The organism is Pseudomonas sp. NFACC10-1 (assembly GCF_900119195.1).
Taxonomy (GTDB): domain Bacteria; phylum Pseudomonadota; class Gammaproteobacteria; order Pseudomonadales; family Pseudomonadaceae; genus Aquipseudomonas; species Aquipseudomonas cerasi.
On the sequence record NZ_FPJB01000004.1, the window covers coordinates 292,160 to 316,738 of the forward strand.

The following is a 24,579-nucleotide window of genomic DNA, read 5'->3' on the forward strand; positions in this document are numbered from 1 at the left end:
CCGTGCAGATAAGGCGCTTTAACGAAAATGGATAGAATCCGTGCAAATATCTGACATAGAGGTGTTCGCCGCCATTGCTTCCAGCAGGAGCCTGTCGGAAGCGGCGCGTCGACTCGGGTTGTCGCCGATGGCAATCTCCAGGCGTCTGGCTGCGCTGGAAAACGACCTGGGCGTCAGGCTGGTTCACCGCACAACCCGCTCGGTATCGCTGACGCCGGAGGGCGAAGTGTTTCTGCCCCACGCCAAAACCATGCTGCACACCAGCGAAACCGCCCGCGCCACGCTGAAAGGCGATACCGGTAAGGCCAGTGGCGTGTTGCGGGTGACAGCACCCAGCGTGTTTGGTCAGACTGTCATCATGCCGCTGCTGCCGGTATTGATGCAGGAGAACCCGGCACTGAGTGTCGACCTGACACTGTCGGACAGCATCGTGGACATCGCCGGGTTAGGCATCGATGTCGCCATTCGGATCGCCACGATACGTGACTCTGCGCTGGTGGCCAGATCGCTGGCGCCCAACCCACGGGTCGTGTGTGCAAGCCCCGACTACCTGATGCGGCGCGGCCAGCCATCGGTACTCGACGAGCTCCGCCAACACCCATGCATAACCTTGCATGCGATGCCTTACTGGACGTTCATCAGAGAGGGCGAGCCGGTGGCCATTCGCGCTCAGGGTACGTTCTCGGCCAACAGCGTCGAAGCGGTGCGCACGGCGTGCAAACAGGGCCTGGGGCTGGCCATGCTGACCTATTGGGACGTTCAGCAGGAAATCCGTGCAGGCAGCCTTCTGCAGATACACTTCGAAGACGTCATCCCCGAGCAACTGTCGGTGACGGCCGTCCTGCCGACCCGCCAGCGCGTACCTCACCGGGTACGCCTGTTCGTCGACCGCCTTGAAGCAGAGCTCAAGAAAAGTACGGTTTGAAGCAAGGTGTCAGTGCCATGGTGCAACCTGTATCGGCTCAAACCGGCTGCAGTTTCGTCCTTCATGCTTGGCCCGGTACAAGGCCCGGTCGGCTTCCGCCAGCAATGCTGCTGCAATCGGGTCAGGCGCAGTACCGGCCGCCACGCCCGGGCGCGGGATGGGCAGCGCGCCAGCCTCCAGACTTGCCACCCCCACCGACACTGTCACCCGGCCCAGGTCGCTGGTTTCATGGAGCCTGGCAAGGCCATGAATGTGCTCCACGATTTCCTCCGCCAGCCGGCAGGCACCCTCTGCGCCGGTATCCGGCAATAGCACGGCGAACTCCTCGCCCCCATAACGGGCCACCAGATCGGTAGACCTGTGCACGCAATTTTTCACGGCATGGGCAATGGCAATCAGGCACTCATCGCCTTGCAAATGGCCATAGTGATCGTTGTAGCGCTTGAAGAAATCGATATCGAGCAACAGCAGCGAAAATGCCCCCTGATTGCGCCGCACGCGCAGCCATTCACGCTCGATGCTCTCGTCGAGAAAACGCCGGTTGGCCAGCCCCGTCAGCCCATCGGTCTGGGCCAGCAGGTTGAGCTGGTCCATCGCCATTTTCAGGCGCAGGTGGGTCTTTACGCGCGCCGTGACGATCAACGGCTGAATGGGTTTGCCGATGAAATCCACCGCACCCAGCGCCAGTCCGGCTTCCTCGATGCGGGTTTCGGTGTGGCTGGTGATGAAGATGACCGGGACGTCTTCCAGCAGTTGATCGGCCTTTAGCGTCTCGCAGACCTCAAACCCGCTCATTCCAGGCATCTCGGCGTCGAGAAGGATAAGGTCCGGACGCATGTCCCGGACCATCTTCAGGGCCTGGGCGCCACCCGTGGCAAAACGAATCTGTCCCAGGCCATTGAGAACTTTGCTCAGCACACGAATGGCGGAAATATCATCATCGACAATCAGCAGGCTAGGTACAGGTTGCATGATGGATGAAGCTCCTTTTTATAAGTCGGCACGTTCGAGCAGGTGCAGTGCCTGGTCGAACTCGAGTCCTTCAATGGTTTGCCAGAGCTGTTCGACCAGTGCCTGCCCGGCCAGCTCCTGAAGCGCGGCAGCAGCCAGCGGAAACTGGTCCAGCGCGGCGATATCACGGTTTTCAAGCAATTCACGCAAGGTCGATAACGCCTGTCGGGAGGCATCGGGATCCGCATCGATACGCGGGGCCGGTGTCCTTTCCTCAAGTACCGGCGTGCGGTCTTGCAAAGCACGGAAAGCGGCGCTCACACCCCGCAGAGCCGGCTCAGGGTCCGTACCGTGGCGCAGCAGGGCTTCCGCCTGCCCGGCATGCAGCCCTACTTGCCTAGCGCCGAGCAGCAGCGCAGCACCGCGCAGCTTGTGCAGGTCAGCCATCGTTTGATCGGGGCTCTGTCGCGCCCGTGCCAGAAGGCTCTCGCTCTCGCCGAACGCGACAAATTCATTGAAAAAGCGCCGCAGGGACGAGAGAAACAAGGGCACATCATTGCCTAGCCGAGCGGCGACCTCCTGGGTGTCGATACCTTCGATCACCGGCCATGCAGAGCCTGTCGGGGCTTCCTGCAGCAAGGTGCCGACCGCCAGCGGAGCGCCTCGAACACGCTCGACGGCACGACGTACCGCCCGGATCAGGGCGGCGGGGTCCAGAGGCTTGGTGAGGAAGTCATCCATACCCGCGAGCTCGGCCTGTCGCCGCTCCTCTGCCAGGGCGCCTGCGGTCAACGCCAGCACAGGCAATCGTGTCAGGCCCAGTTCATTGCGCAAGCGCCGCGTGGCCTCATAACCATCCATTTCCGGCATCTGCACATCCATCAGCACGGCATCGAAGACATCTGGCGTCTGACGCAGTCGTTCAAGGGCCAGCAGACCATTGCTGCAGGTCTGAACCACAGCGCCCTGTTGCTGCAACAACAGGCTGGCGACCTCCAGATTGATCTCGCTGTCGTCCACCAGCAGCAGGTGCAATCCACTCAGCCAGAGCGTCATGGAGGTATCCATTCGCGTGGCCTGAATGACCCTTTCGGTGCTGCCCTGGTACTTGGCGATACAGGCATTGATCGCGTTGAACAAGGCCGAGCTGTCCAGCGGCTTGAGCAATACCTTGTCGACCAGAGGGAGCAGTTCTTCCCGGATCCCGGACGGGGTCACCAGAATGACCGGAAGCGGCGTCGCCTCGATCAGTTGTTGCACCTGCTCAACCTGCGGCTGCTGCCAGTCCACCAACAACACATCCGGCAAGGGCGCGTTGACGTGATTACGCTCTTGCAAGGCGACGTGCAGCGCCTGTTCGTCGGTCAGGTTTGCCACTCGCCAGCCCAGGCCGCGACATAACCGTTGCAGCGCCGTGGACGACTGCACGTCGTCGCTGAGCAGCATGACCTCCAGACTGCTTCCCGGGCCGGACGGCTCCAGATCGCTCTGGCTGCTCTGAAACGGCAACTCCACCCAGAACTCGCTGCCGGTGCCGAGTTCGCTCTCCACCCCTATCCGGCCGCCCATCTGCTCGGCCAGCCCGCGCACCACCGACAAACCCAGTCCGGTGCCGCCAAAACGCCGCGTGGTAGACGCATCCGCCTGTGTGAACGGCGCAAACAGCTGGCCGAGTGCATTGGCCGGTATGCCACAGCCCGTGTCCTGCACAGAGAAGCGCAACCAGCAAGTATCGGCGTGATCGTCTTCACGACTCACTGTCACATCGACTCCGCCGACTGTGGTGAACTTGAGCGCATTGCCGACCAGATTCATGAGGATCTGGTTGACCCGCAATGCGTCTCCTATCAACTGGCCAGGCAGCGATGCCACGACGCTGACAGAAAAACGCAGGCCTTTCTCCTGCGCCTGGGGCGTGAACAGCTCGCCCAGTTCGTCGAGCAGTTGTCGAGGGCTGAAGGGGTTATGTTCCAGCCGCATCTCTCCCGCCTCGATCTTGGCGATGTCGAGGATATCGTTGATGATCCCCAACAAGGTCCGGCCGGCAATCTGCAGCTTGGTCAGCAACTGGCGTTGCTGGTCGTTCAAGGCGGTGTTGTGCAGCAGGTGGGAGATGCCGATCACGGCGTTCATGGGCGTGCGAATTTCATGGCTCATGTTGGCCAGGAACAGACTTTTGGCCGCATTGGCAGCTTCGGCGCTGGACTTGGCCGCGTGCAATTCGGCGCTATGGTGCAGCCGTTCGGTGATGTCCTGAGCGATACCCAGATGACCGATGAGTTCTCCATCGGCGGTACGGATCGGGGTGATGATCATCAGCACAGGGACCGTCGTGCCATCCTTGCGTACGTAGGTCCATTGTCGGGTTTCCGAACCTTCGAGGGATGCCTTGTAGCAAAAGACGTCAATGCCTTCGATCGGGATGCCGTATTCACGGCTCAGCTCAGCGGAGCGTGCGGCCACTTCTTCAGGAAGATGAAACACGCCTGGACCGTTGCCGCTGACCATTTCCGCATTGCTGTAGCCCAGCAGCAATTCGGCGCCCCGATTGAACACAAAGATCTGCCCCTGCATATCGGTAGCGATGATCGAAACCTCCGAAGAGGCGTCCAGCACTCCCTGCAGCAAACCCGCCACTCTGGACAGCTCTGCAGTGCGCTCGCTGACCTGTTGCTCAAGCTGTGCGTTGAACTCCATGAGATAGCGTTCGACGCGCTTGCGGTCGGTGATGTCGTGCATCATTTTCGCCGCGCCGAGTATGGTGCCGTCCGTCTCGCGGATGAAGCTGCAGGTAATGGTCACATCGATCAATTGACCGTTCTTGTGCAGACGCCGGGTTTCCAGCGTCGGGCCTCGCTCACCGCGGGCCACCCTTTCCAACAACTGTTCGTCTTCATGAACCAGATCTGGCGGAACCAGCAGTGGCGCCAATGGACAGCCCAGCACTTCGTGCTCGTCATAGCCGAACATCTGCTCGGCAGCCCGGTTCCAGGTGATGATCCGACCGTCCAGGGCTTCACCGATGATCGCGTCGCTGGAGTTTTCGACGATAGTGGCCAGCCTGGCCTGACCGGCAACCACCTGCTGTTTGCGCTGACGGGACAACAGTAGAGTGCCAACCAGCACCGTCAACATCAGGCTGACCAATGTGCCGATCATGAACACCCTGCCCGCCGGAACCGGATCGAGTGCCTCGGCAAATGCCGGGTGAGCGCCTACCTCCATGCGCCACACGCGGCCATAGATGTCTCGTTCGAAAGCATAGGTCTGCAAGACCTCCTGCTCATGACCGCTTTCCGGAGTCTGGTAGATCAGATGCTGGCCTTCACTGACGTCATAAAGCTTCAAGTGCACTCTGTGGTTGAGAGGGTCCAGATTGCTCATCACCTCACGCATGGCCAACGGCGCATAGGTCCAGCCGATCAGGGATGTTTCGCGCAGGGCGATATCGGTCGGGGTTTCAGGGGTGCTGTAAACCGGTAACAGGAATAGGAAAGCACGCAAGTGGTCATCATTGTCCTGCAGCAGGGTAATGGGCGCCGACAGGGTGGCAGCGCCACTGCGCATGGCCTGAAGGGCTGCATCGCGACGATGCTCCTCGGAGGCGATGTCCAGCCCCAGTGCCTGGACGTTGCGGGCCAGCGGGTCGATGAATTGAATGATGAAACGGTCTCCCTGCTGGGCACCCAGCCGACCAAGACTGAAGTCCGGCCTGCCATCTTCCCTGACACGCCTCACGAATTCGGCCTCATCGCTGGCCGCGACACGACGGATGAAGCCGAACCCGCGCGCGCCAGGGTATTCCTTCTCGATATTGCGCCCTTTGCTGTAGCGGCTCATCTGGCTGCTGTTGATATGCTCGAGGTCCAGCATATGAACGGCACCGCGCAGGCCTCGAAGACGGTACTCGTACACCCTGAGTCGTGCCTGCAAGTTATCGCCGATGCCCTCTCCGGCCTCCTTGAGCGCCTGTTCTATACGCGCATCGATCGATCTGCGCTGTTCATGGCTGGCAATAAAACTGACGCTGAGCCCGGCCAGCAGAACCACAGCCATCCAGCCAACGAGCCACGTGAGAGAGCTTTTCTTCATCAATCAGACACTCGTTTTCAATCCTGAATACTGTGAGGTGACCAGAGGACACCGTCCGCCTGCCCTGGCGTGTCTCTGCGACCTCAAGCGTAGATTGTCTTCGACCAAGCGCCAGTGACGTCGCCATCGCCATCGCTGCATGGTTTATCGCGTGCAAGTGGTCGCAGGGCATTTGCCAGCAGCCACCTGCAACTTCAGGCGTCGGTCTGGCCGATGAAAGGGACGATTTTGATCGGACTCAGTGACGACGACCAAAAGTCTGGTTTTTGACAAAGCGCTGTTTGCCAAGAACATAAAGCCTTAAAAAATACTAAATAAGCATAATAAAAAATAAATTAATCACAAAAACCTATATTAGCTTAGAAGAAAAAAGACTTTTACAGCGCATGACCATAAGAATACGGTCTTAAGAAATCAGTGCTGAAGCACTGTGCTCGACTTGAAGAGGACCTTCCATGCGCCGTACACCGCCTTCGACTTTTTCGACTGGACTCGCCCCCCGGAGCGCAGTGCGATGACTGGGCGCACGTTCCTCCCGCGCCTGCTGTTCGCCGCCTTCACAGCCATTACCCTGCTCGGCTGCTCACCCTCCGGCCCGGACGGCCAGGCAGCCAAAACCCTCAAAGTGGCGTTCTTCAGAGACAACACCACGCTGGTCAGCCTTGACCCCTTTCAGGTGTACTGGCTGGAGCATCGGGTGGTGCTGCGCAATATTGCCGAGTCCCTGACCGATCAGGACCCGCAGACCGGCAAGATCATTCCCTGGCTGGCAGAACGCTGGGAAGTCAGTGACAACGCGCTGGAATATACCTTTCACTTGCGCAAGGACGTGACCTTCAGCAACGGCACACGTTTCGACGCTCAAGCGGTGAAGACGGCCTACGACGCGGACAAGTCGTTCGCCGCACAACTGCCAGCCACCTTCGGCGCCACTTACCTCAAAGGCTACGACCACGCCGAGGTACTGGACGACTTCACCATCAAACTGGTGCTGGCCCAACCCAACGCGGGCTTCCTGCAAGCCACCTCCACCACCAATCTCGCCATTCTTGCTCCAGAGTCCTACGCACTCAGCGTCAAGGAGCGTTCGTTGGGCGCGATCATTGGCACCGGGCCATTCGTGCTGGAGCGCTACACGCCTGAAAGCGGTTTGCGCCTGATCAAACGCAAGGGCTATGCCTGGCCATCGGCCAATGCGCAGAACAAGGGCGAGGCGCATCTGGATGCGGTCGAGGTCAGCTACGTGCCGGAAGAAAGCGTCCGTAACGGCCAGTTCGTTCAGGGGCAGGTGGACATCCTCTGGCCGCGCAATCCGTTCTCCGAGGTGGACCTCAACCTGTTCAAGTCCAGGGGCGCGACCATTCAGAGCCGTTCGCTGCCAGGACCTGCGCTGAACCTGTACCCCAACACGCGTGGCAATCGCATTCTTGCCGACCGCAACGTGCGCCTGGCCCTGCAAAAGGCAATCGACCGCAAGACCTACGCAGCCACCGTTTACAACCCGCAATTCCCGGTGGTCTCCGGCATCTACGACGTCACCACGCCGTTTTATAAAAGCCAGGCCGACAAACTGACCTACGACCCTCAAGGTGCAGAGCGCCTGCTCGACGCTGCGGGCTGGCAGAAAAACGCCGACGGCTATCGTTATAAGGAAGGCAAGCGCCTGAAGCTGGCCTACAACCTGTCACCCGCCGAAACCGCTGGTGATGTGCTGATTCAGGATCAACTGCGCAAGGTGGGTATCGAGCTCAAGCTTAACGTGGTGACCACCGCCGAGTGGGCTGCGGCCAATGCGGCAGGCAATTATGACCTGACGTCCACCTACATGACCCGCGCCGACCCGATCATTCTGCAGACCATCATCGACCCGCGCAGTGCCAACAGCTCGACGCTGGCGACCAACCTTTACGCGCCGGAAACGCTGCCCAAGGCCCTTGAGCTGTTCGACGCAGGACTGACCGCCACGCAAAGCGAACAGCGCGCCAGGGCTTATGGCGAGTTGCAGGACCTGCTGGTCGACGAGGGCTCGGCGATCCCGGTTTACGAGCGCGTCTGGCAAGCCGCCACGGCGAAAAACGTACGCAATTTCCACTGGACGGCGGAAGGCTTTGCGCTGTTCAACGACATCGAGTTGGCAACGCCATGAGTCGCTATATCCTCAGTCGGATCGCGCAAGCGCTACTGGTACTTTGGGGTGCCTACAGCGTCACCTATTTCATTCTTTACCTGCTGCCCGGCGACAGCCTGTCGATCATGCTCAGCGCCTCGGGTGTCGAAATCGACTCCCTGTCCCCGCAGGACCTCGCCAAGGCCAAGCTCTATTACGGACTGGACCGCGGCATCTTCGAGCAATACGTCGATTTGCTGTGGGGAGCGTTACATGGCGACTTCGGCAATTCGCTGACGCTCAACCGCCCAGTTTCAGAATTACTGATCGAGCGTCTGCCACAAACCCTGAGCCTTGCGGGGCTGGCCATTGTTCTGTCACTGATCGGCGGGACAGGTCTGGCGTATCTCACCGCCTACGTACGCTGGCAGCCCTTGAAAGTCGCCTTGTCACGCCTGCCGTCGCTGGGCTTCTCGGTGCCGGTCTTCTGGATGGGCCTGCTGTTCATTCAACTGTTCGCGTTCACTCTTGGCTGGTTCCCGGCGACCGGCAATCAGGGATTCTCCAGCCTTATATTGCCCGCCGTCACGCTGGCGATCCCCAGCGCCGCGGTGTACGCCCAGGTCCTGCAACGTGGTTTTCAGGGCGTCTGGAAAGAGCCCTACATCATCACCGCTTATGCCAAGGGCCTGACCCGCGCGCAGGTTCAGGCCCGCCATGCGTTCAAGAATGCTGCCCTGCCGCTGCTCACACTGATCGGCCTGCAAGTGGGCAACACAGTGTCCGGCGCAGTGCTGGTGGAAACCATTTTCGCCCGCTCCGGGGTCGGTCGACTTGCCCAGGAGGCCGTGCTGCGCCAGGACATTCCGGTGGTGCAGGCCATCGTAGCAGTCTCGGCAGCTGCTTTCGTCGTGGTCAATCTGATCGTTGACCTGCTGTACCCCGCGCTGGATCCGCGCATCGCCCACACGCCAAAGGTCTCCTGACGCCATGACTATCTTCGACAACCGCCTTGCGCGCCTGACCCGCCTTGTTGATCCCAGTCAAAACCTTCCCGGCAACAACGCACCTGCCGCGCAGTGGCAGCGACGCAGCAGCCTGAGTCGCGCCGTGGAGGCCGCCAGGCCCCTGCTGCGCCGCCCGGGGTTTCTGCTCGCTGTGGCAATGGTCGCCTTTGCGTTGCTGGCGGCGCTGGCACCCAACCTGCTGAGCAGCTACGCACCTTACGCCACCTCGCCCAGCGACAAGCTCACCGCGCCAAATGCAGCGCACTGGTTCGGTACCGACGAACTGGGTCGTGATCTCTACACCCGCGTGGTACACGGTTCGAGCCTTTCGGTACAGGCCGCATTGCTGGCGGTGGGCATCGCCATGGCCGGTGGCCTGAGCCTGGGGGTGATTTCCGGTTTCGCAGGCGGGCGCATCGATGCAGTGATCATGCGTCTGATCGATGTATTGCTGGCCCTGCCCGGCTTGCTACTGGCGCTGGCGATTGTCACCGCCATCGGGTTCGGCACCCTTCCGGTAGCCATAGCAGTAGGCGTGGGGATCATCCCCGGCTTCGCGCGCACCACCCGCGCCGAAGTATTGCGCGTCAAGACCCTGCCTTACGTCGAGGCCGCGCGGCTGGGCGGTGCAAGCTGGACGCGAACCCTGCTGCGCCACATCCTGCCGAACGCCTGGGGCCCGGTAGCGGTGCTCGCCACACTGGATTTCGGTGCAGCGATTCTGGCGACTGCCGGGCTGAGTTTCCTCGGCTTTGGTGCCGAACCACCGGCTGCCGAATGGGGCACGTTGATCGCCAACGGTCGTCACTTCCTGATAACCGCACCCTGGGTGTCGCTGCTGCCGGGCCTGTTCGTGGTTGGCGTAGTGTTCAGCTTCAACCACATCGCCCGCACTCTGGAAGAGACTCAACGATGACCGATACCGCTCAACTGATCGACATTCGTCATCTGAGTGTCGCTTACCGTTTCGACGGCCAGATCAACCAGGCCGTGCGCAACGTATCCTTTCAGGTCGCCCGGGGTGAAACCGTAGCGATTGTCGGCGAATCCGGCTCCGGCAAGTCGACGATGGCCAACGCCATACTCGGCCTGTTACCGGACAATGCCGCCATCACCAGCGGCGATCTACACGTCGATGGACACGATCTTGGCCATGCCGGCGAACGCGAGAAACGGCGAATTCGCGGCAGCACCATCGGCCTGGTGCCCCAGGACCCGATGGTCGGCCTCAACCCTACCCTGCGCATCGGCCGGCAAATTGCCGAAGCACTGATTCAAGCCCACGGCCGGCGTTACCCGGCAGTGGATGCCGATGTGCTGGAATTACTTCAGCAGGTCGGTCTGGACAAGCCGGTATTGCGCGCTCGTCAGTACCCGCACGAACTGTCAGGCGGCATGCGCCAACGCGTGTTGATCGCCATCGCCCTGGCTGGCAATCCTCGCCTGATCATCGCCGACGAGCCCACCAGCGCGCTGGACGTGACGGTACAACGCAAGATCCTCGATCATCTGCAACGTCTGGTGGCCGAGCGTGGTATTTCCCTGGTGATCATCACCCACGATCTGGGCGTGGCGGCCGACCGGGCCGATCGAGTGCTGGTGATGAACAAGGGCGAACTGGTCGAACAAGGTCCTCCGCAACAGATACTCATCGCGCCTCGCCATGCCTATACCCGCGCACTGATCGCCGCAGCACCGGCTTTCGGCCAGCGCAAGAGCCCGGCAACAGTGCGACCGGTCGCGAGCAGCGACACACCTCTGCTGACCCTGAGCAACATCGGCAAGACCTATCGTCTGCCCTACGTGAAAGGCGAAGACGCCGACTTCCAGGCGCTGCAAGACGTCAACTTCAAGGTGTATCCCGGCCAGACCCTGGCCATCGTCGGCGAGTCCGGCTCTGGTAAAAGTACTGTGTTGCGCATCGCACTGGGTCTGGAAAAACCCACCCACGGACGAGTGCAGCTGGACGGCCAGGATGTCACCGACCTGGGCTGGCGCGAATTCAGACCGCTGCGGCGGCGTATCCAGTTAGTGCAGCAAAACCCGTTCGCGGCCCTTGACCCACGCTTCACGTTATTCGAAAGCATCGTCGAACCCCTGGTCTCGTTCGGCCTGCTCAAAGGCCGCGAACTGGAGCAGGCCGCACGCCGGTTGATAGAGCGAGTGCAGTTGCCCGTGGCCTATCTGGACCGCCTGCCCCGCGAGCTTTCCGGTGGCCAGCGTCAGCGGATTGCCATTGCCAGAGCGCTGGCCCTGCAGCCCGATCTGCTGCTGCTCGATGAGCCGGTTTCGGCACTGGACGTGTCGGTGCAGGCGCAGATTCTCGACTTGCTGGTCGAGCTGCAAGCCGAATCGGGCATCGCCTACGTGCTGGTGTCCCACGACCTTGCAGTGGTCGCCAGCGTTGCCCATCAGGTACTGGTGCTCAAGCATGGCAAGACCGTCGAGCAGGGTCTGGCCGAGGATGTTTTTGCCAGGCCTGAAGCGGCTTACACCCAGGAGTTGATTGCCGCGATACCTGGCCGGCGTCTGGAGTTACAAACAGGGACGCACTGACAAATACCTGGGCTTGCATCAATGGGTCGCACGACGTTTGAAACCCATGGCCTCGGCGACTGCGTATATGCATATTCCTTATCGATATTTAAATTATCTTTTTAATAGCTATAGAGTTTCGCCTTATGCACCAAACGTTGCCGAAGCAGGATGCAGGCAAGACCAGGCTACCTTGCGCACCTGACTCGCATGTTCAGGCCGCATCAGCAACAAGCCCCATCCCCCTACTTCGAGCACCCGCAATGAAAGGCATCAACCCCCTGTCGTTCCCAGCCCTGATGGGTTCAGCGCTGCTGCTGAATGCCGTCGTTTCATTCCCTGCCCTGGCCGGACTGCTGGAAAAAGGCCGCACTGACGGCCTGACCGCTGGCATCGCCAATGAACAGCCCTATGCCTACATCGGCACCGATGGCAAAGCCACCGGGGCCAACGTCGAGATACTGCGGGCGATTCTCGAACCGCTGGGCATCAAGCAGATCGAGACGCCTATCACTGACTTCGGTTCGCTGGTGCCGGGTCTGGCAGCAGGTCGTTTCGACTTGATCGGTGCAGGCCTGTTCATCAATCCGAATCGCTGCAAGGTCATCGCGTTCTCCAACCCGGTGACGCGATCCGGCGGTGCGTTCATTGTCAAAACCGGCAACCCGCTGAACCTGCACAGCCTCAAGGACGTCGCCAGCAACGCCAAGGTGCGCCTGGCCACTCAACCTGGCAGCAATCAGGTTCAGGAAGCCAAAGACAGCGGTATCGCCAACGGCAACGTGGTGTTGTTCGACAAGGACACCGAGGCATTGGCCGCCTTGCAGGCGGGTCGCGTGGACGTGGTGTATTTCCCGGACGCCGAAGTCATCAGTCTGATCAAGAAAGCCAACAGTCCGGACATCGAGCGCGCCTTGCCTTTCGAGCAGATTCCGGACGCCAGTGGCAAACCAGGCTGGAATTACCACGCCTACGGCCTGCCAAAAAACGATCCGGCCTTCGAACAGGCCTTCAACGAACAACTGGCCAAACTCCGGGCATCGGGCGAGCTGCTGAAAATCCTGCAGAAGTACGGCTATACCGAAAACGAACTGGCTGACCCGGCCATCACCGCAGCCCAACGCTGCAACCCATGATCTGCCCCGCCCCGCAAGGGCGCGCAGTAAACGGCCCTGACCCACACGAGTACGGCCATGCCTGTTGATGCTGCAACACTGGAAACCGCAGGTTTCATTGCCAGACAACTGGCCCACGGCGCCTGGATCACCCTGCAGATCACTGTGCTTGCCGAACTGCTGGTACTGGTGCTCTCGTTTGTAATCGCCCTGATGCGCCTGTCGCCATTCCGGACGTTACGCTGGTTCGCCACGGTGTATGTCGAGGTGCTGCGTGGCATCTCGGCATTGGTGCTGCTGTTTTACCTGTTCTTCATTCTGCCGCTGTTCGGCATCCGCCTGTCCCCCATGACCACCGGCGTGCTGGGGCTGGGCCTGACGTTTTCGGCGTATGGCGCGGAAATCATTCGTTCAGCACTGATCAACGTCAGCCAGGGTCAACGTGACGCTGTGCGTGCGCTGGACTTCGGGCCGATAAGCGCCTTTCGGCGAATCATTCTGCCGCAGGCCCTGCCGTTCATGATCCCGCCGATGGGTAATCAATTGGTCGAGCTGCTGAAAACCACGTCACTGGTCTCACTCATCACCCTCACCGACCTGACCTTTACCGGCAGTCAATTGATCACCACGCTGGGCCAGCAAACGCTGATCTGGAGCATCGTGCTGGTGTGCTATTTCGTGATGGCCTGGCCATTGAGCTGGCTGGTCAAGCGTTATGAGCAGCACGCCACCGCGTGGCGCACGGCCAGGGGATGAACGATGGAGTTTGATATCGCATTCGCCCGGTCGATTCTGCCGGAGCTGTTTCAGGGCTTGCTGGTGACCGTGCAGGTCGTGGTGCTGGGGTTCCTGCTCGCGGTGTTGCTCGGTCTGATCCTGGCCCTGACACTGCGCTCGCAGATAACCGTCGTGCATCGCCTGAGCAAAGGCTACCTGAGCTTTTTCCGTAATACGCCGTTGATGGTCCAGTTGTATGTGCTGTTCTTCGCGCTGCCGCTGGCGGGCATCACCTTCCCGGCGATCACCACCGGTGTGATCGGCCTTGGCTGCTATTACGCGGCCTATATTGCCGAAGCGTATCGCGGTGCCATTGACGACATCCCGGCCGGACAGTGGGAAGCCGCACGCGCCCTTGACTTCAATCGTGGCGACACCTGGCGGCGCATCATCCTGCCGCAGGCGTTGAAACCCATGCTGCCGGTGCTCGGCAATTACCTGATCGGCATGTTCAAGGAAACGCCGCTTCTGGCGGTGATCACCATCCCTGAACTGTTTCAGGCTGCCAAGCAGGTCGCCGGCATGACCTATCGTTACAACGAACCGTACACAGTGATGGCGCTGATGTTTCTGGCGATCAGTGTGCCGACCTCGTTGCTGTTCAAATACCTGGAAAGGCGCAACCATGTCTGATCTCGCACACACCGCAACCCCACCCGTCACCACTGCGCAGATACAGCTGAAACACGTGGTCAAGGACTTCGGCCGCAACCGGATCATCGACCATCTGGACCTGAGCATTCCTCAAGGTCAGAAAGTCGCCTTGATCGGCCCCAGTGGCTCGGGTAAATCAACGGTATTGCGCCTCATCAAGGGGCTGGAAAACTATCAGCAAGGCAGCATAGAAGTCGCAGGTGAAGCAGTGCCCGCGCGCACATCCGGATGGCACTGGCCTGGCGCACGCAAGGCTCCGGTGGAACATCGGGTAGGCATGGTGTTCCAGCAGTTCAATCTGTTCCCACACCTCACCGTGCAGGAAAATGTCACCGAAGCACCGCTACGGGTACTCAGGCTGCCTCGCGAAGAGGCCCTTGAACGCGCGCATCAATACCTCGGGCTGGTCGGGCTCGCTCACAAGGCCGATGCCTATCCGAGCCAGCTCTCCGGTGGTCAGCAACAACGTGTAGCGATTGCCAGAGCACTGGCCATGCGTCCGCAGGTCATGTTGTTCGATGAAGTCACGTCAGCGCTCGACCCTGAGCTGGTCGGCGAGGTACTGGCGGTAATTCGCTCGATTGCCCACGAGTTTCAGATGACCATGTTACTCGTGACCCACGAGATGAAATTCGCTCAGGACATCGCTGACCGGGTGCTGTTCATGGAGGGCGGGCGCATCGTGGCGGACGGCACCCCGAGCGAAATTCTGCTGAATCCGCAAAACGAGCGGACTCGAAGGTTTCTGCAGAGGGTGGAGCAGCGCTGATTGCCAGCGCCGCTCTTTTTACAGGATGAGACTTTTGGGCCTCGCGACTTTTTGAAAGTGGCTGCAATCAGATCCGGAAGCGCGCAACCATGCCTTGCAGGTTGCTGCCCAGGCGCGCCAGCTCCACGGTAGACGCTGCGCTTTGTTCGGTGGCCGTAGCCGACTGGTCGGCGATGTCCCGTACGCTGATGACACTGCGATTGATTTCGTCGGTGACGGCGCTCTGCTCTTCAGCGGCAGCAGAAATCTGTTGGCTCATCTGTTCGATGGTCACAATCGAATGAGTGATTTCAAGCAACGATTCTTCGGCCTGCCGCGCCAGCGCCACGGTGCCTTCGGTACGTTGACGGCTGGCATTCATCAGATCCGATGCCGCGCCGGTGCCATCCTGCAAGGACTTTATCAGCGCCTCGATTTCAGTCGTGGATGACTGTGTACGCTGAGCCAGCGAGCGCACCTCATCGGCCACCACGGCAAAGCCGCGCCCCTGCTCACCCGCACGTGCGGCTTCGATCGCCGCGTTGAGGGCCAACAGGTTGGTTTGTTCCGCGACCGCCTTGATCACATCAATGACACCGCCGATCTTGTCACTGTCCTGAATCAGGCGCTGCATGGCCTCGCCCAGTTGCCCCACTTCACCGGCAAGCTGGCTGATTTCACGCGTGGCGTTTTGCACCACACTGCTGCCGTGGGTTGCGCGGTCACTGGCCTGTCTGGCGGCCTGCGATGCATCTTCAGTGTTCTGCGCCACTTCCTGAACGGTGGACGCCATTTGGTTCATGGCGGTCGCCACCTGGTCGACTTCCAGTTTCTGCTGAGTAACGCCCGCGCTGGTCTGTTCGCTGACGGCTGAAAGCTCCTCGGCCGCCGTGGCGATCTGTGTCACACCATTGCTGATACCGCCAATCAGGGTACGCAGCGATACGGTCATGTGTTGCATGGTGTTTTGCAGCAGGCCCAGCTCATCCTGGCGAGTGGTGCTGAGGTCATTGGTCAAATCGCCGTCGGCAATTCGACGCGCAGCGATCACCGTGGAATCGAGCGGACGGGTAATCTGACGGGTAATCAGAATCGCCGCGAAGATGCCCAGCAGCAATACGATCACCGCCACCGTGAGCAACTGGGTTACGGCGCTGTCTTTTTCTTTATTGGCACTGACTACCTGGCCCGCCATCAGCTTTTCGGTACTGGTGACGACGTCCATTGACTGCTGGCGAAGGCTGTCGCGAATCTGATCGTTCTGTTGCATCAGTTGCGAGATGGAGACCATCAACGACTTGTACTGTTGCAGCGCCGCGAGCGCCTCATCCACCGCCGGGCCGGCCTTGTTCGGCAATTGGTTGCGCGCACTGCTCACCTGAGCGATCAGTGAGTCGGCAGCATCGAAGGTGATCTGCCTGTTTTCAGCGGTCGGGATACTGATATAACGGCGAAACACCAGGCGAAAATTGGTCATGCCATTGCGCAGGTCGCCAGCAATCTTTACCTGGTCGATACCGCTTTGATCCAGCGAGCGGGAAACGTCGTCCAAGGTCTTTTGCAGGAGTGTCTCAAAGCTTCCGCTCACTTGTTCGGAAATGGTGATCAGCGGCTGCATGGCCTGATCAATTTGCCGATTGTTATCGACCAATTGACTGAACGTTTGTCTCAAGCCACCCGCCTGATCGCGAATACCTCTGAGGATATCGGCGTTGGCCGGAACGGTCAGAATCTTCAGGCCTTCCTCGATGGTCTTGCCCAGATTGTCCAGGGCGGCCGTGTAGCCCTGCGTATTACTCGCGTCAGGCTTAGCGGTATAGGCCTGCGCAGCGATCCTGAGGCTCAGCGCATCGGCCTTCACCTCAGAAACCCTGGCTGCCTTGCCCAGCCGCTCGATCAGCAGGTTGGTGCTGAGGTAACCGATCGCGGTGACCGTCAGCACACCCAGCAGTATCAGACCGAAGCCTACACTCAGCTTTTTGCTGACCTTCAAATTGTCCAGCCATGTCGACTTCATCAAACTTTTCCTCGGGATTTATCGCAATAACCAAGGATCGACTGTTCGCTGGACAACTTGATAGCCGCGGCGATTGCAAAGATTGATCGAAGAGATAGCAATATGACATGAGCTTTTTTGGCTCACCGTAAGGGGAGCATTCTCAGCCCCGAATGCCTGGCCGCTATCCACCCTGCGGGTCACCCGGCTGCAGCTTTTCGAAGACCTATGGGTACTCATCATTGCCAGTGATAGTAACCTTCGGTTTATTCGATTCGTTAATAACACCCCGTGCGCAACAGAATCCGCCCCATTCTTCACTATTGGCGGAACTTCCCATGCACCAGACAATCAGCCATCTGCGCTACCCTCTCACCGCCCTCGCCTTGATCGTCATCAGTGCCTGCGGCCGTGCGCCGGAAGCCACCAGTGCGCCTGGCGCAGCCAAAGTCAGTGTGGCCAAGGTACTGGAACAGCCAGTCAACGAGTGGGATGAATTTACCGGTCGTCTCGAAGCACCTGAAACGGTCGAAGTTCGCCCAAGAGTCTCCGGTCAGATCGATCAGGTAGCCTTCACCGACGGCTCGCTGGTCAAGAAAGGCGACCTGCTGTTCCAGATCGACCCTCGCCCCTTCCAGTCGGAAGTCCGCCGTCTCGAAGCCCAGTTGCAACAGGCCCGCGCAGTCGCTTCGCGCAGTGACAGCGAAGCCCAGCGTGGAGAGCGTCTGCGCAGCAACAATGCGATTTCCGCCGAGCTGGCCGAATCGCGTACCACCTCGGCGCAGGAAGCCAAGGCCGGTGTCGCGGCCATTCAGGCGCAACTGGACCTGGCTAGACTGAACCTCAGTTTCACCCGTGTCACCGCACCGATTTCAGGCCGCGTAAGTCGTGCCGAAATCACCGCCGGCAACATTGTCACCGCCGATGTCACCGCCCTGACCAGCGTGGTTTCCACCGACAAGGTCTACGCCTACTTCGACGCAGACGAGCGTGTGTTCCTCAAGTACACCGAACTGGCCCGCAAAGGCCAGCGCGGTCAGAGCACGCCGGTGTATCTGGGGCTGTCCAACGAACCCGGCAACCCGCATCTGGGCCAGATGAACTTTGTCGACAATCAGGTCAACCCGAGGACCGGCACCATTCGTGGCCGCGCCGTGTTCGATAACGCCGACGGTGCGTTCACTCCCGGCCTGTATGCGCGCCTGAAACTGGTGGGCAGCGGCACTTACTCGGCCGTGCTGATCAATGACGAAGCAGTGGGCACCGACCTGGGCAAGAAGTTTGTGCTGGTCATGGACAAGGACAACAAGCCTGCCTACCGGGCTGTCGAGCTGGGACCGAAAATCGAAGGCTTGCGCATTGTGCGTAACGGCCTGGGCAAGGATGACACCATCGTCGTCAAAGGCTTGCAGCGCGTACGTCCCGGCCAGCCTGTAGACCCTGAAGTCACTCCGATGGCCAGCGCCGACACCCTCGCCGCACTGCTCAAACAACGCCAGGCCCTTGAAGCCAGCAACCTGCCACAAGTGGCGCCCAAAGCGGCCGTCAAAATCGCCAGCGCTGCCGCGCCGCGCGGCTAAGGGACTCGTCCGATGAACTTCTCCAAATTCTTTATTTCACGGCCGATCTTCGCCGCAGTGTTGTCGCTGCTGATCCTGATCGCCGGTGCCATCTCGCTGTTCCAGCTGCCGATCAGTGAATACCCGGAAGTCGTGCCGCCAACCGTGGTGGTACGCGCCAACTTCCCCGGCGCCAACCCCAAGGTGATCGGCGAAACCGTAGCCTCGCCACTGGAACAGGCAATTACCGGTGTCGAAGGCATGCTCTATATGTCTTCGCAGGCCACTGCCGATGGCAAACTGACCCTCACCATCACCTTTGCACTGGGTACTGACCTGGACAATGCGCAGGTGCAGGTGCAGAACCGCGTGACCCGCAGCGAGCCGAAGCTGCCTGAAGAAGTGACACGCATCGGCATCACCGTGGACAAGGCCTCCCCCGACCTGACCATGGTTGTGCACTTGACCTCGCCGGACAAACGCTACGACATGCTGTACCTGTCCAACTACGCCGTGCTCAACATCAAGGATGAGCTGGCGCGACTGGGCGGCGTCGGTGATGTGCAGCTGTTCGGCATGGGCGATTATTCGCTGCGGGTCTGGCTCGACCCGAACAAGACCGCCTCACGCAACCTGACCGCCACTGATGTGGTCAATGCGATTCGCGAACAGAACCGTCAGGTAGCCGCTGGCCAGCTGGGCTCCCCGCCCTCGCCGAATGCCACCAGCTTTCAGATGTCGATCAACACCCAGGGCCGCCTGGTCAGTGAGGAAGAGTTCGAAAACGTGGTCGTGCGCGCCGGTGCCGATGGCGAAATCACTCGCCTCAAGGACATTGCACGCATCGAACTGGGCTCCAGCCAGTATGCGCTGCGCTCGTTGCTCAATAATCAGCCTGCGGTAGCGATCCCGATCTTCCAGCGTCCCGGCTCCAACGCCATCGACATCTCCAACGATGTACGGGCACGAATGGCCGAGCTCAAGCAAAGCTTCCCGGAAGGCATGGACTACAGCATCGTCTATGACCCGACGATCTTCGTCCGCGGTTCCATCGAGGCGGTGATTCACACGCTGTTCGAAGCACTGATACTGGTCGTGCTGGTGGTGATCCTGTTCCTGCAGACCTGGCGCGCATCGATCATTCCGCTGGTGGCCGTACCGGTCTCGCTGATCGGCACCTTTGCGGTCATGCACATGTTCGGTTTCTCGCTGAACGCGCTGTCCTTGTTCGGTTTGGTACTGGCGATCGGTATCGTGGTCGACGATGCCATCGTGGTAGTGGAGAACGTCGAACGGAACATCGAGCTGGGCCTGGAACCGGTCGCTGCCACGCACAAGGCCATGGCTGAAGTAACAGGGCCGATCATCGCGACGGCGCTGGTGCTGTGCGCCGTGTTCGTGCCTGCGGCATTCATCTCCGGACTCAGCGGTCAGTTCTATAAGCAGTTCGCGCTGACCATCGCCATTTCGACGGTCATTTCCGCCTTCAACTCGCTGACTCTGTCGCCTGCACTGGCGGCGGTATTGCTCAAAGGTCATGACGCGCCCAAGGATCGCTTCTCGCGCTTCCTCGACAGAATGCTCGGCAGCTGGCTGTTCCGCCCGTTCAACCGCTTTTTCGAGAAAGCCAGCCACGGCTATGTCGGCACCGTTGCCAGGGTCATTCGCAGCAGCGGCATTGCCTTGCTGGTTTACGCGGGCCTGATGGTTTTGACCTGGATGGGCTTTGCCAGCACACCGACCGGTTTCGTCCCGAGCCAGGACAAGCAATACCTGGTCGCATTTGCCCAGTTGCCGGACGCCGCGAGCCTGGACCGCACCGAGGATGTCATCAAACGCATGTCGGAGCTGGCCCTCAAGCAGCCTGGCGTGCAGGACGCCATTGCCTTCCCGGGTCTGTCGATCAACGGCTTCACCAACAGCCCGAATAACGGCGTGGTGTTCGTGACCCTCAAGCCGTTCGACGAGCGCAAGGACCCGAGCCTCTCGGCCAACGCGATTGCCGGCGCGCTGAACGGTCAGTTCGCCTCGATTCAGGAAGCCTACATGGCGATCTTCCCGCCACCACCGGTACAAGGCCTGGGCACCATCGGCGGCTTCCGTCTGCAGATCGAGGACCGTGGCAACCTGGGCTATGACGAGCTGTACAAGGAAACCCAGAACATCATCGCCAAAAGCCGCAGCGTGCCGGAACTGGCCGGGCTGTTTACCAGCTACACGGTGAACGTACCGCAAGTCGATGCCGCGATTGACCGCGAGAAGGCCAAGACCCACGGCGTGGCAGTCAGCGATATTTTCGACACCCTGCAGGTGTATCTGGGGTCGCTGTATGCCAACGACTTCAACCGGTTCGGCCGCACCTATCAGGTCAATGTCCAGGCTGAGCAGCAGTTCCGCCAGGATGCCGACCAGATCGGCCAGCTCAAGGTGCGCAATAACCTGGGCGAGATGATCCCGCTGGCGACCTTCGTCAAGGTCAGCGACACCGCCGGCCCCGACCGCGTCATGCACTACAACGGCTTCATCACTGCTGAAATCAACGGTGCAGCAGCACCAGGCTACAGCTCTGGCCAGGCTCAGGCGGCGGTCGAGAAACTGCTTCGCGAGGAACTGCCCACCGGCATGATCTACGAATGGACCGACCTGACCTATCAGCAGATCCTTTCGGGCAATACCGCGCTGTTCGTGTTCCCGCTCTGTGTGTTGCTGGCGTTTCTGGTACTGGCGGCTCAATACGAAAGCTGGAGCCTGCCGCTGGCGGTGATCCTGATCGTACCGATGACCCTGCTCTCGGCGATTGCCGGGGTGATGATCGCCGGCAGCGACAACAACATCTTCACGCAGATCGGCCTGATCGTACTGGTAGGCCTGGCGTGCAAGAACGCGATTCTGATCGTCGAGTTCGCCAAGGACAAACAGGCCGAAGGGATGAGCCCGCTGGACGCGGTACTGGAAGCATGCCGCCTGCGTCTGCGTCCGATCCTGATGACCTCGTTCGCCTTCATCATGGGGGTCGTGCCTCTGGTGCTGTCCAGCGGCGCGGGTGCCGAGATGCGCCATGCCATGGGTGTCGCGGTGTTCTCCGGGATGCTGGGGGTCACTTTCTTCGGCCTGCTGCTGACGCCGGTGTTCTACGTGCTTATCCGTAATTACGTCGAACGCCAGGAGGCCCGCAAGGCCGCCAGAGCAAACAGCCAGCAAAACCTGCCTGCGGAGATGCATTGATGAGCGCCTACAAAGTCTTCATCCCGAGCCTGCTGGTCATGGCGCTAGCGGCCTGCGCCGTGGGCCCGGACTACCAGGCACCGGTCACGGCGCCAGCCAAACTGGCGTCCGCCGCCCAGGGCAACTATGACCGCAGCAAAGTGGACAGGGTGTGGTGGCAGCAGTTCGAGGATCCGACCCTCAATAAACTGGTGGCCAGGTCACTGGACGGCAACCGCGATCTGCGCGTCGCCTTCGCCCGCCTCAAGTCGGCGCGAGCCATACGCGATGACGTCGCCAACGATGTGATGCCCGTGGTGACCAGTCGCGCCAGCAGTGACATCGGCAAGGGTCAGCAACCCGGCATCACCGAGCGCCGGGTCAACAGCGAGCGCTACGACCTGGGCCTGGACATGGCGTGGGAAGTGGACCTGTTCGGGCGTATTCAGCGCCAACTGGAAGCCAGCGATGCCGATCAGGATGCTGCAGAGGCCAACCTCTATCAGCTTCAGGTCACGCTGATTGCCGAGGTGGTCGACGCCTACGGTCAACTGCGCGGCGCACAACTGCGTGAAGCCATTGCCCGCGACAACCTGAAAAACCAGCAGAGTTCTCAGGACGTGACTACGCAATTGCGTGATGCGGGCGTGGGCAACGAGCTGGATGTGGTGCGTGCAGAGGCACGACTGGCTGCCGTCGAGGCCACCGTTCCACAGTTGCAGGCCGAGCAGGCTCGCCAACGCAATCGTATCGCCACGTTACTGGGCGAGCGCCCGGAAAACCTCAGCGTCGACTTGAGCCCGAGCAAGCTGCCTGCCATCGCCAAGGCCTTGCCGATCGGCGACCCGACGCAAGTGCTGCGCAATCGGCCGGACATCCGTGCAGCCGAGCGACAACTCGCTGCCTCGACCGCACGTATCGGCGTCGCGACTGCCGACCTGTTCCCGAGGGTCAGTCTGAGCGGTTTTCTGGGCTTTACCGCTGGGCGCGGCTCGCAGATCGGTTCGTCAGCGGCCAGAGCCTGGTCGCTGGGCCCGAGCATCACCTGGGCGGCCTTCGATCTGGGCAGTGTCCGGGCGCAGATTCGCAGCGCCGACGCCGACGCCGAGGGCGCACTGGCCAACTACGAGCAGCAGGTACTGCTTGCTCTGGAGGAGTCGGAGAACGCGTTCAGCGATTACGACAAACGCCAGCAGCGGCTGGTCTCGCTGATGCGCCAGAGCGATGCGAGTCGCTCGGCGGCCAGGCTGGCCTCGGTGCAATATCGAGAAGGCACGGCGGACTTCCTGGTCCTGCTGGATGCCGAGCGCGAACGTCTGGCAGCCGAGGATGCTCAGGCGCAGGCAGAAATCGAGCTGTACCGTGGCATCGTGGCCATTTACAAGGCACTGGGTGGCGGCTGGCAACCTCAGGCCTGAACCTGAAAAACCGGTAAAAAAGCCCCGCGCCCGATCAGGCCGCGGGGCTTTTTTTGCCTGAAATCCGGCTGCATCATGATTGCCGTTTGACAGCTGCCAGCCACTCCCCGAAGCTGCAACCCGTCAAGCATTGGAAATCGATATGCCCAGACTTTCTACCGTGGGGTTATCGCCTCAACCCACTTCTCGACGTCGCTGGCTGATCGGCGCAGCGGCTGCAGCGCTGCTGGTGCTTTCGCTGGTTTTCTGGTGGTGGCGCACGCCCGTCCAGACCGCGCCGGCCAGGCTGAGTCATACCTATGCCCAGGCGCTGGAACAGGCACACGACGGTAAACCGGGTGCCGCGCGCGTGCTGTATCAACAACTGGGACGGACTGACCTGTCTGACACGCAACGCATCAGCCTGCTCGCCGAACTGAGCGACTATCCCAGCCCCCAGGCCCTCAAGTTGCTTGATGCAGCCTTGAGTAACCCGTCCGCGCAAGTGCGCGAAGCGGCCATCGATGTCAGTGTCAGGCTGGTCTCCAACAGTCAGCGCAGTCTGTTGCTCGGCCCCCTGCTGGATGACGCCGAACAATCCGTCAGGTTTCGCGCCACCAGCGCCCTGCTTGGCCTCTCACCTGATGAGCTGGGCCTGTACTTTGCCGTGCTGCAGCAAAGTGCCGAGGCGTTTCAGGAGTCACTCAAGAGCCAGCCGCAAAGCGCACAAAACCAGCTGCAACTGGCCAGGCTGTATCTGCAGACCGGCGACCTGGAACCCGCGCTCGCGGCGCTACAGCGCGCCACCGCGCTGGACCCGGGCAATATCGAAGCAGCGCTGGCGCATATCGAATTACTGGACCGCAAGGGCCAGGCCGAGCAGGCGCGCAGCCTTTTCGCGCAATTGCTTGAGCATAACCCTGGCTCGTCCCTGCTCCAGCATGCCCTCGGCATGTGGCTGCTGAACCACGGCCAGGCTGAATTCGCCGTGCTCAGCCTGGCCAAGGCCACGGAACTGGCGACCGATAACAACGACTATCGCTATGACCTGGCGGTTGCCCTGCACTCGTTGAACGAGCTTGAAGCGGCACAGCGGCAGTTGACTCAGATCGTTCAAAACCAGCCCGCCAATCGCAAGGCCAGAGTGCTGCTGATCCAGTACTGGAAAGAGAACGGTCAGCTGCAGAACGTGCAGATTCTGCTGGCCGAGCTCGAACAGCAGAACCCGGATGACCCTGTGCTGCAACAGGGACTGTAGGGTCAGAAACGCAACGCCGAGACAGGCTAAAGGCTATCTTTGCATGGTCTACACGCCTTTCAGTCCGCGGCGTTCGCACTGCTCTGCCATTTCCTCATCCGATAGTCCTATTGCCTGTCGGATATTTCTCTTTTTAAGCTATCCACTCTCTCATGACACGTTTTCCATCCGTGGCTAATATCGGAAATAACTTACACTGCCCCTCCGCGTACAACACGGACATCATCCCCTATATCCAACATCGTCTCCCCGCT

At 60.4% G+C, this 24,579-nt stretch carries 16 protein-coding genes and 1 pseudogene; 13 read left to right on the forward strand and 4 right to left on the reverse strand.

Going from position 1 to position 24,579, the window contains the following annotated elements; all coding sequences use genetic code 11:
* The first annotated feature begins 40 nt into the window (after nucleotides 1–40).
* Nucleotides 41–925 carry a LysR family transcriptional regulator gene (locus tag BT119_RS13635; protein ID WP_058396244.1) on the forward strand — a complete coding sequence of 295 codons (885 nt, stop codon included), beginning with the start codon at nucleotides 41–43 and terminating at the stop codon, nucleotides 923–925.
* Nucleotides 926–934: 9 nt separating this feature from the next.
* Here BT119_RS13635 and BT119_RS13640 read toward each other — a convergent pair whose 3' ends face one another.
* Nucleotides 935–1,897, reverse strand: coding sequence for a GGDEF domain-containing response regulator (locus BT119_RS13640; RefSeq protein WP_072366033.1), 963 nt, complete (start codon nucleotides 1,895–1,897; stop codon nucleotides 935–937).
* An 18-nt stretch (nucleotides 1,898–1,915) separates the two neighbouring features.
* Nucleotides 1,916–5,968 carry a CHASE domain-containing hybrid sensor histidine kinase/response regulator gene (locus BT119_RS13645; RefSeq protein ID WP_072366035.1) on the reverse strand — a complete coding sequence of 1,351 codons (4,053 nt, stop codon included), beginning with the start codon at nucleotides 5,966–5,968 and terminating at the stop codon, nucleotides 1,916–1,918.
* Between the two features lie 514 nt (nucleotides 5,969–6,482).
* Between BT119_RS13645 and BT119_RS13650 the strand changes: the two genes are divergently transcribed.
* The 8 genes from BT119_RS13650 to BT119_RS13685 all read left to right on the forward strand — a co-directional run bounded on the left by BT119_RS13650 (nucleotide 6,483) and on the right by BT119_RS13685 (nucleotide 14,932).
* Complete coding sequence (locus tag BT119_RS13650) at nucleotides 6,483–8,114, forward strand: ABC transporter substrate-binding protein (RefSeq protein WP_060707891.1); 1,632 nt, start codon at nucleotides 6,483–6,485, stop codon at nucleotides 8,112–8,114.
* Nucleotides 8,111–9,061 carry an ABC transporter permease gene (locus BT119_RS13655; RefSeq protein ID WP_072366037.1) on the forward strand — a complete coding sequence of 317 codons (951 nt, stop codon included), beginning with the start codon at nucleotides 8,111–8,113 and terminating at the stop codon, nucleotides 9,059–9,061. Before BT119_RS13650 ends, BT119_RS13655 begins: the two co-directional genes overlap by 4 nt.
* A gap of 4 nt (nucleotides 9,062–9,065) precedes the next feature.
* Nucleotides 9,066–9,998: an ABC transporter permease gene (locus BT119_RS13660; protein ID WP_072366039.1), complete on the forward strand. Its 933-nt coding sequence runs from the start codon at nucleotides 9,066–9,068 to the stop codon at nucleotides 9,996–9,998.
* Nucleotides 9,995–11,638 carry a dipeptide ABC transporter ATP-binding protein gene (locus BT119_RS13665; RefSeq protein WP_072366041.1) on the forward strand — a complete coding sequence of 548 codons (1,644 nt, stop codon included), beginning with the start codon at nucleotides 9,995–9,997 and terminating at the stop codon, nucleotides 11,636–11,638. Before BT119_RS13660 ends, BT119_RS13665 begins: the two co-directional genes overlap by 4 nt.
* A 242-nt stretch (nucleotides 11,639–11,880) precedes the next feature.
* Nucleotides 11,881–12,753 (forward strand): ectoine/hydroxyectoine ABC transporter substrate-binding protein EhuB, encoded by an 873-nt coding sequence (ehuB, locus tag BT119_RS13670; protein WP_024663674.1) that lies wholly within the window; start codon nucleotides 11,881–11,883, stop codon nucleotides 12,751–12,753.
* A 57-nt stretch (nucleotides 12,754–12,810) separates the two neighbouring features.
* Nucleotides 12,811–13,488, forward strand: a complete 678-nt coding sequence (ehuC, locus tag BT119_RS13675) for an ectoine/hydroxyectoine ABC transporter permease subunit EhuC (protein ID WP_072366043.1) — start codon at nucleotides 12,811–12,813, stop codon at nucleotides 13,486–13,488.
* 3 nt (nucleotides 13,489–13,491) lie between these two features.
* Entirely contained in the window at nucleotides 13,492–14,142 is a 651-nt protein-coding gene (ehuD, locus tag BT119_RS13680; RefSeq protein WP_072366045.1) for an ectoine/hydroxyectoine ABC transporter permease subunit EhuD, read from the forward strand.
* Entirely contained in the window at nucleotides 14,135–14,932 is a 798-nt protein-coding gene (locus tag BT119_RS13685; RefSeq protein WP_004413734.1) for an amino acid ABC transporter ATP-binding protein, read from the forward strand. Before ehuD ends, BT119_RS13685 begins: the two co-directional genes overlap by 8 nt.
* A 67-nt stretch (nucleotides 14,933–14,999) precedes the next feature.
* On the opposite strand, the gene BT119_RS27850 is transcribed toward BT119_RS13685, so the two are convergent.
* Nucleotides 15,000–15,872, reverse strand: coding sequence for a methyl-accepting chemotaxis protein (locus BT119_RS27850; protein WP_371857176.1), 873 nt, complete (start codon nucleotides 15,870–15,872; stop codon nucleotides 15,000–15,002).
* Nucleotides 15,873–15,905: 33 nt separating this feature from the next.
* Nucleotides 15,906–16,928, reverse strand: a pseudogene (locus tag BT119_RS27855) (methyl-accepting chemotaxis protein); the annotation flags it as partial.
* 317 nt (nucleotides 16,929–17,245) lie between these two features.
* Here BT119_RS27855 and mexE point away from each other — a divergent pair.
* From mexE to BT119_RS13715, 4 genes are all read left to right on the forward strand, one after another.
* Entirely contained in the window at nucleotides 17,246–18,487 is a 1,242-nt protein-coding gene (gene mexE / locus BT119_RS13700) for a multidrug efflux RND transporter periplasmic adaptor subunit MexE (protein ID WP_004413738.1), read from the forward strand.
* Nucleotides 18,488–18,499: 12 nt separating this feature from the next.
* A complete protein-coding gene (locus BT119_RS13705; protein ID WP_024663676.1) occupies nucleotides 18,500–21,691 on the forward strand; it encodes an efflux RND transporter permease subunit in 3,192 nt (1,063 codons plus the stop codon).
* Entirely contained in the window at nucleotides 21,691–23,088 is a 1,398-nt protein-coding gene (locus tag BT119_RS13710) for an efflux transporter outer membrane subunit (RefSeq protein WP_003364436.1), read from the forward strand. Before BT119_RS13705 ends, BT119_RS13710 begins: the two co-directional genes overlap by 1 nt.
* A 142-nt stretch (nucleotides 23,089–23,230) precedes the next feature.
* Nucleotides 23,231–24,325, forward strand: a complete 1,095-nt coding sequence (locus tag BT119_RS13715) for a HEAT repeat domain-containing protein (RefSeq protein WP_072366049.1) — start codon at nucleotides 23,231–23,233, stop codon at nucleotides 24,323–24,325.
* The last annotated feature ends 254 nt before the right edge of the window (nucleotides 24,326–24,579 follow it).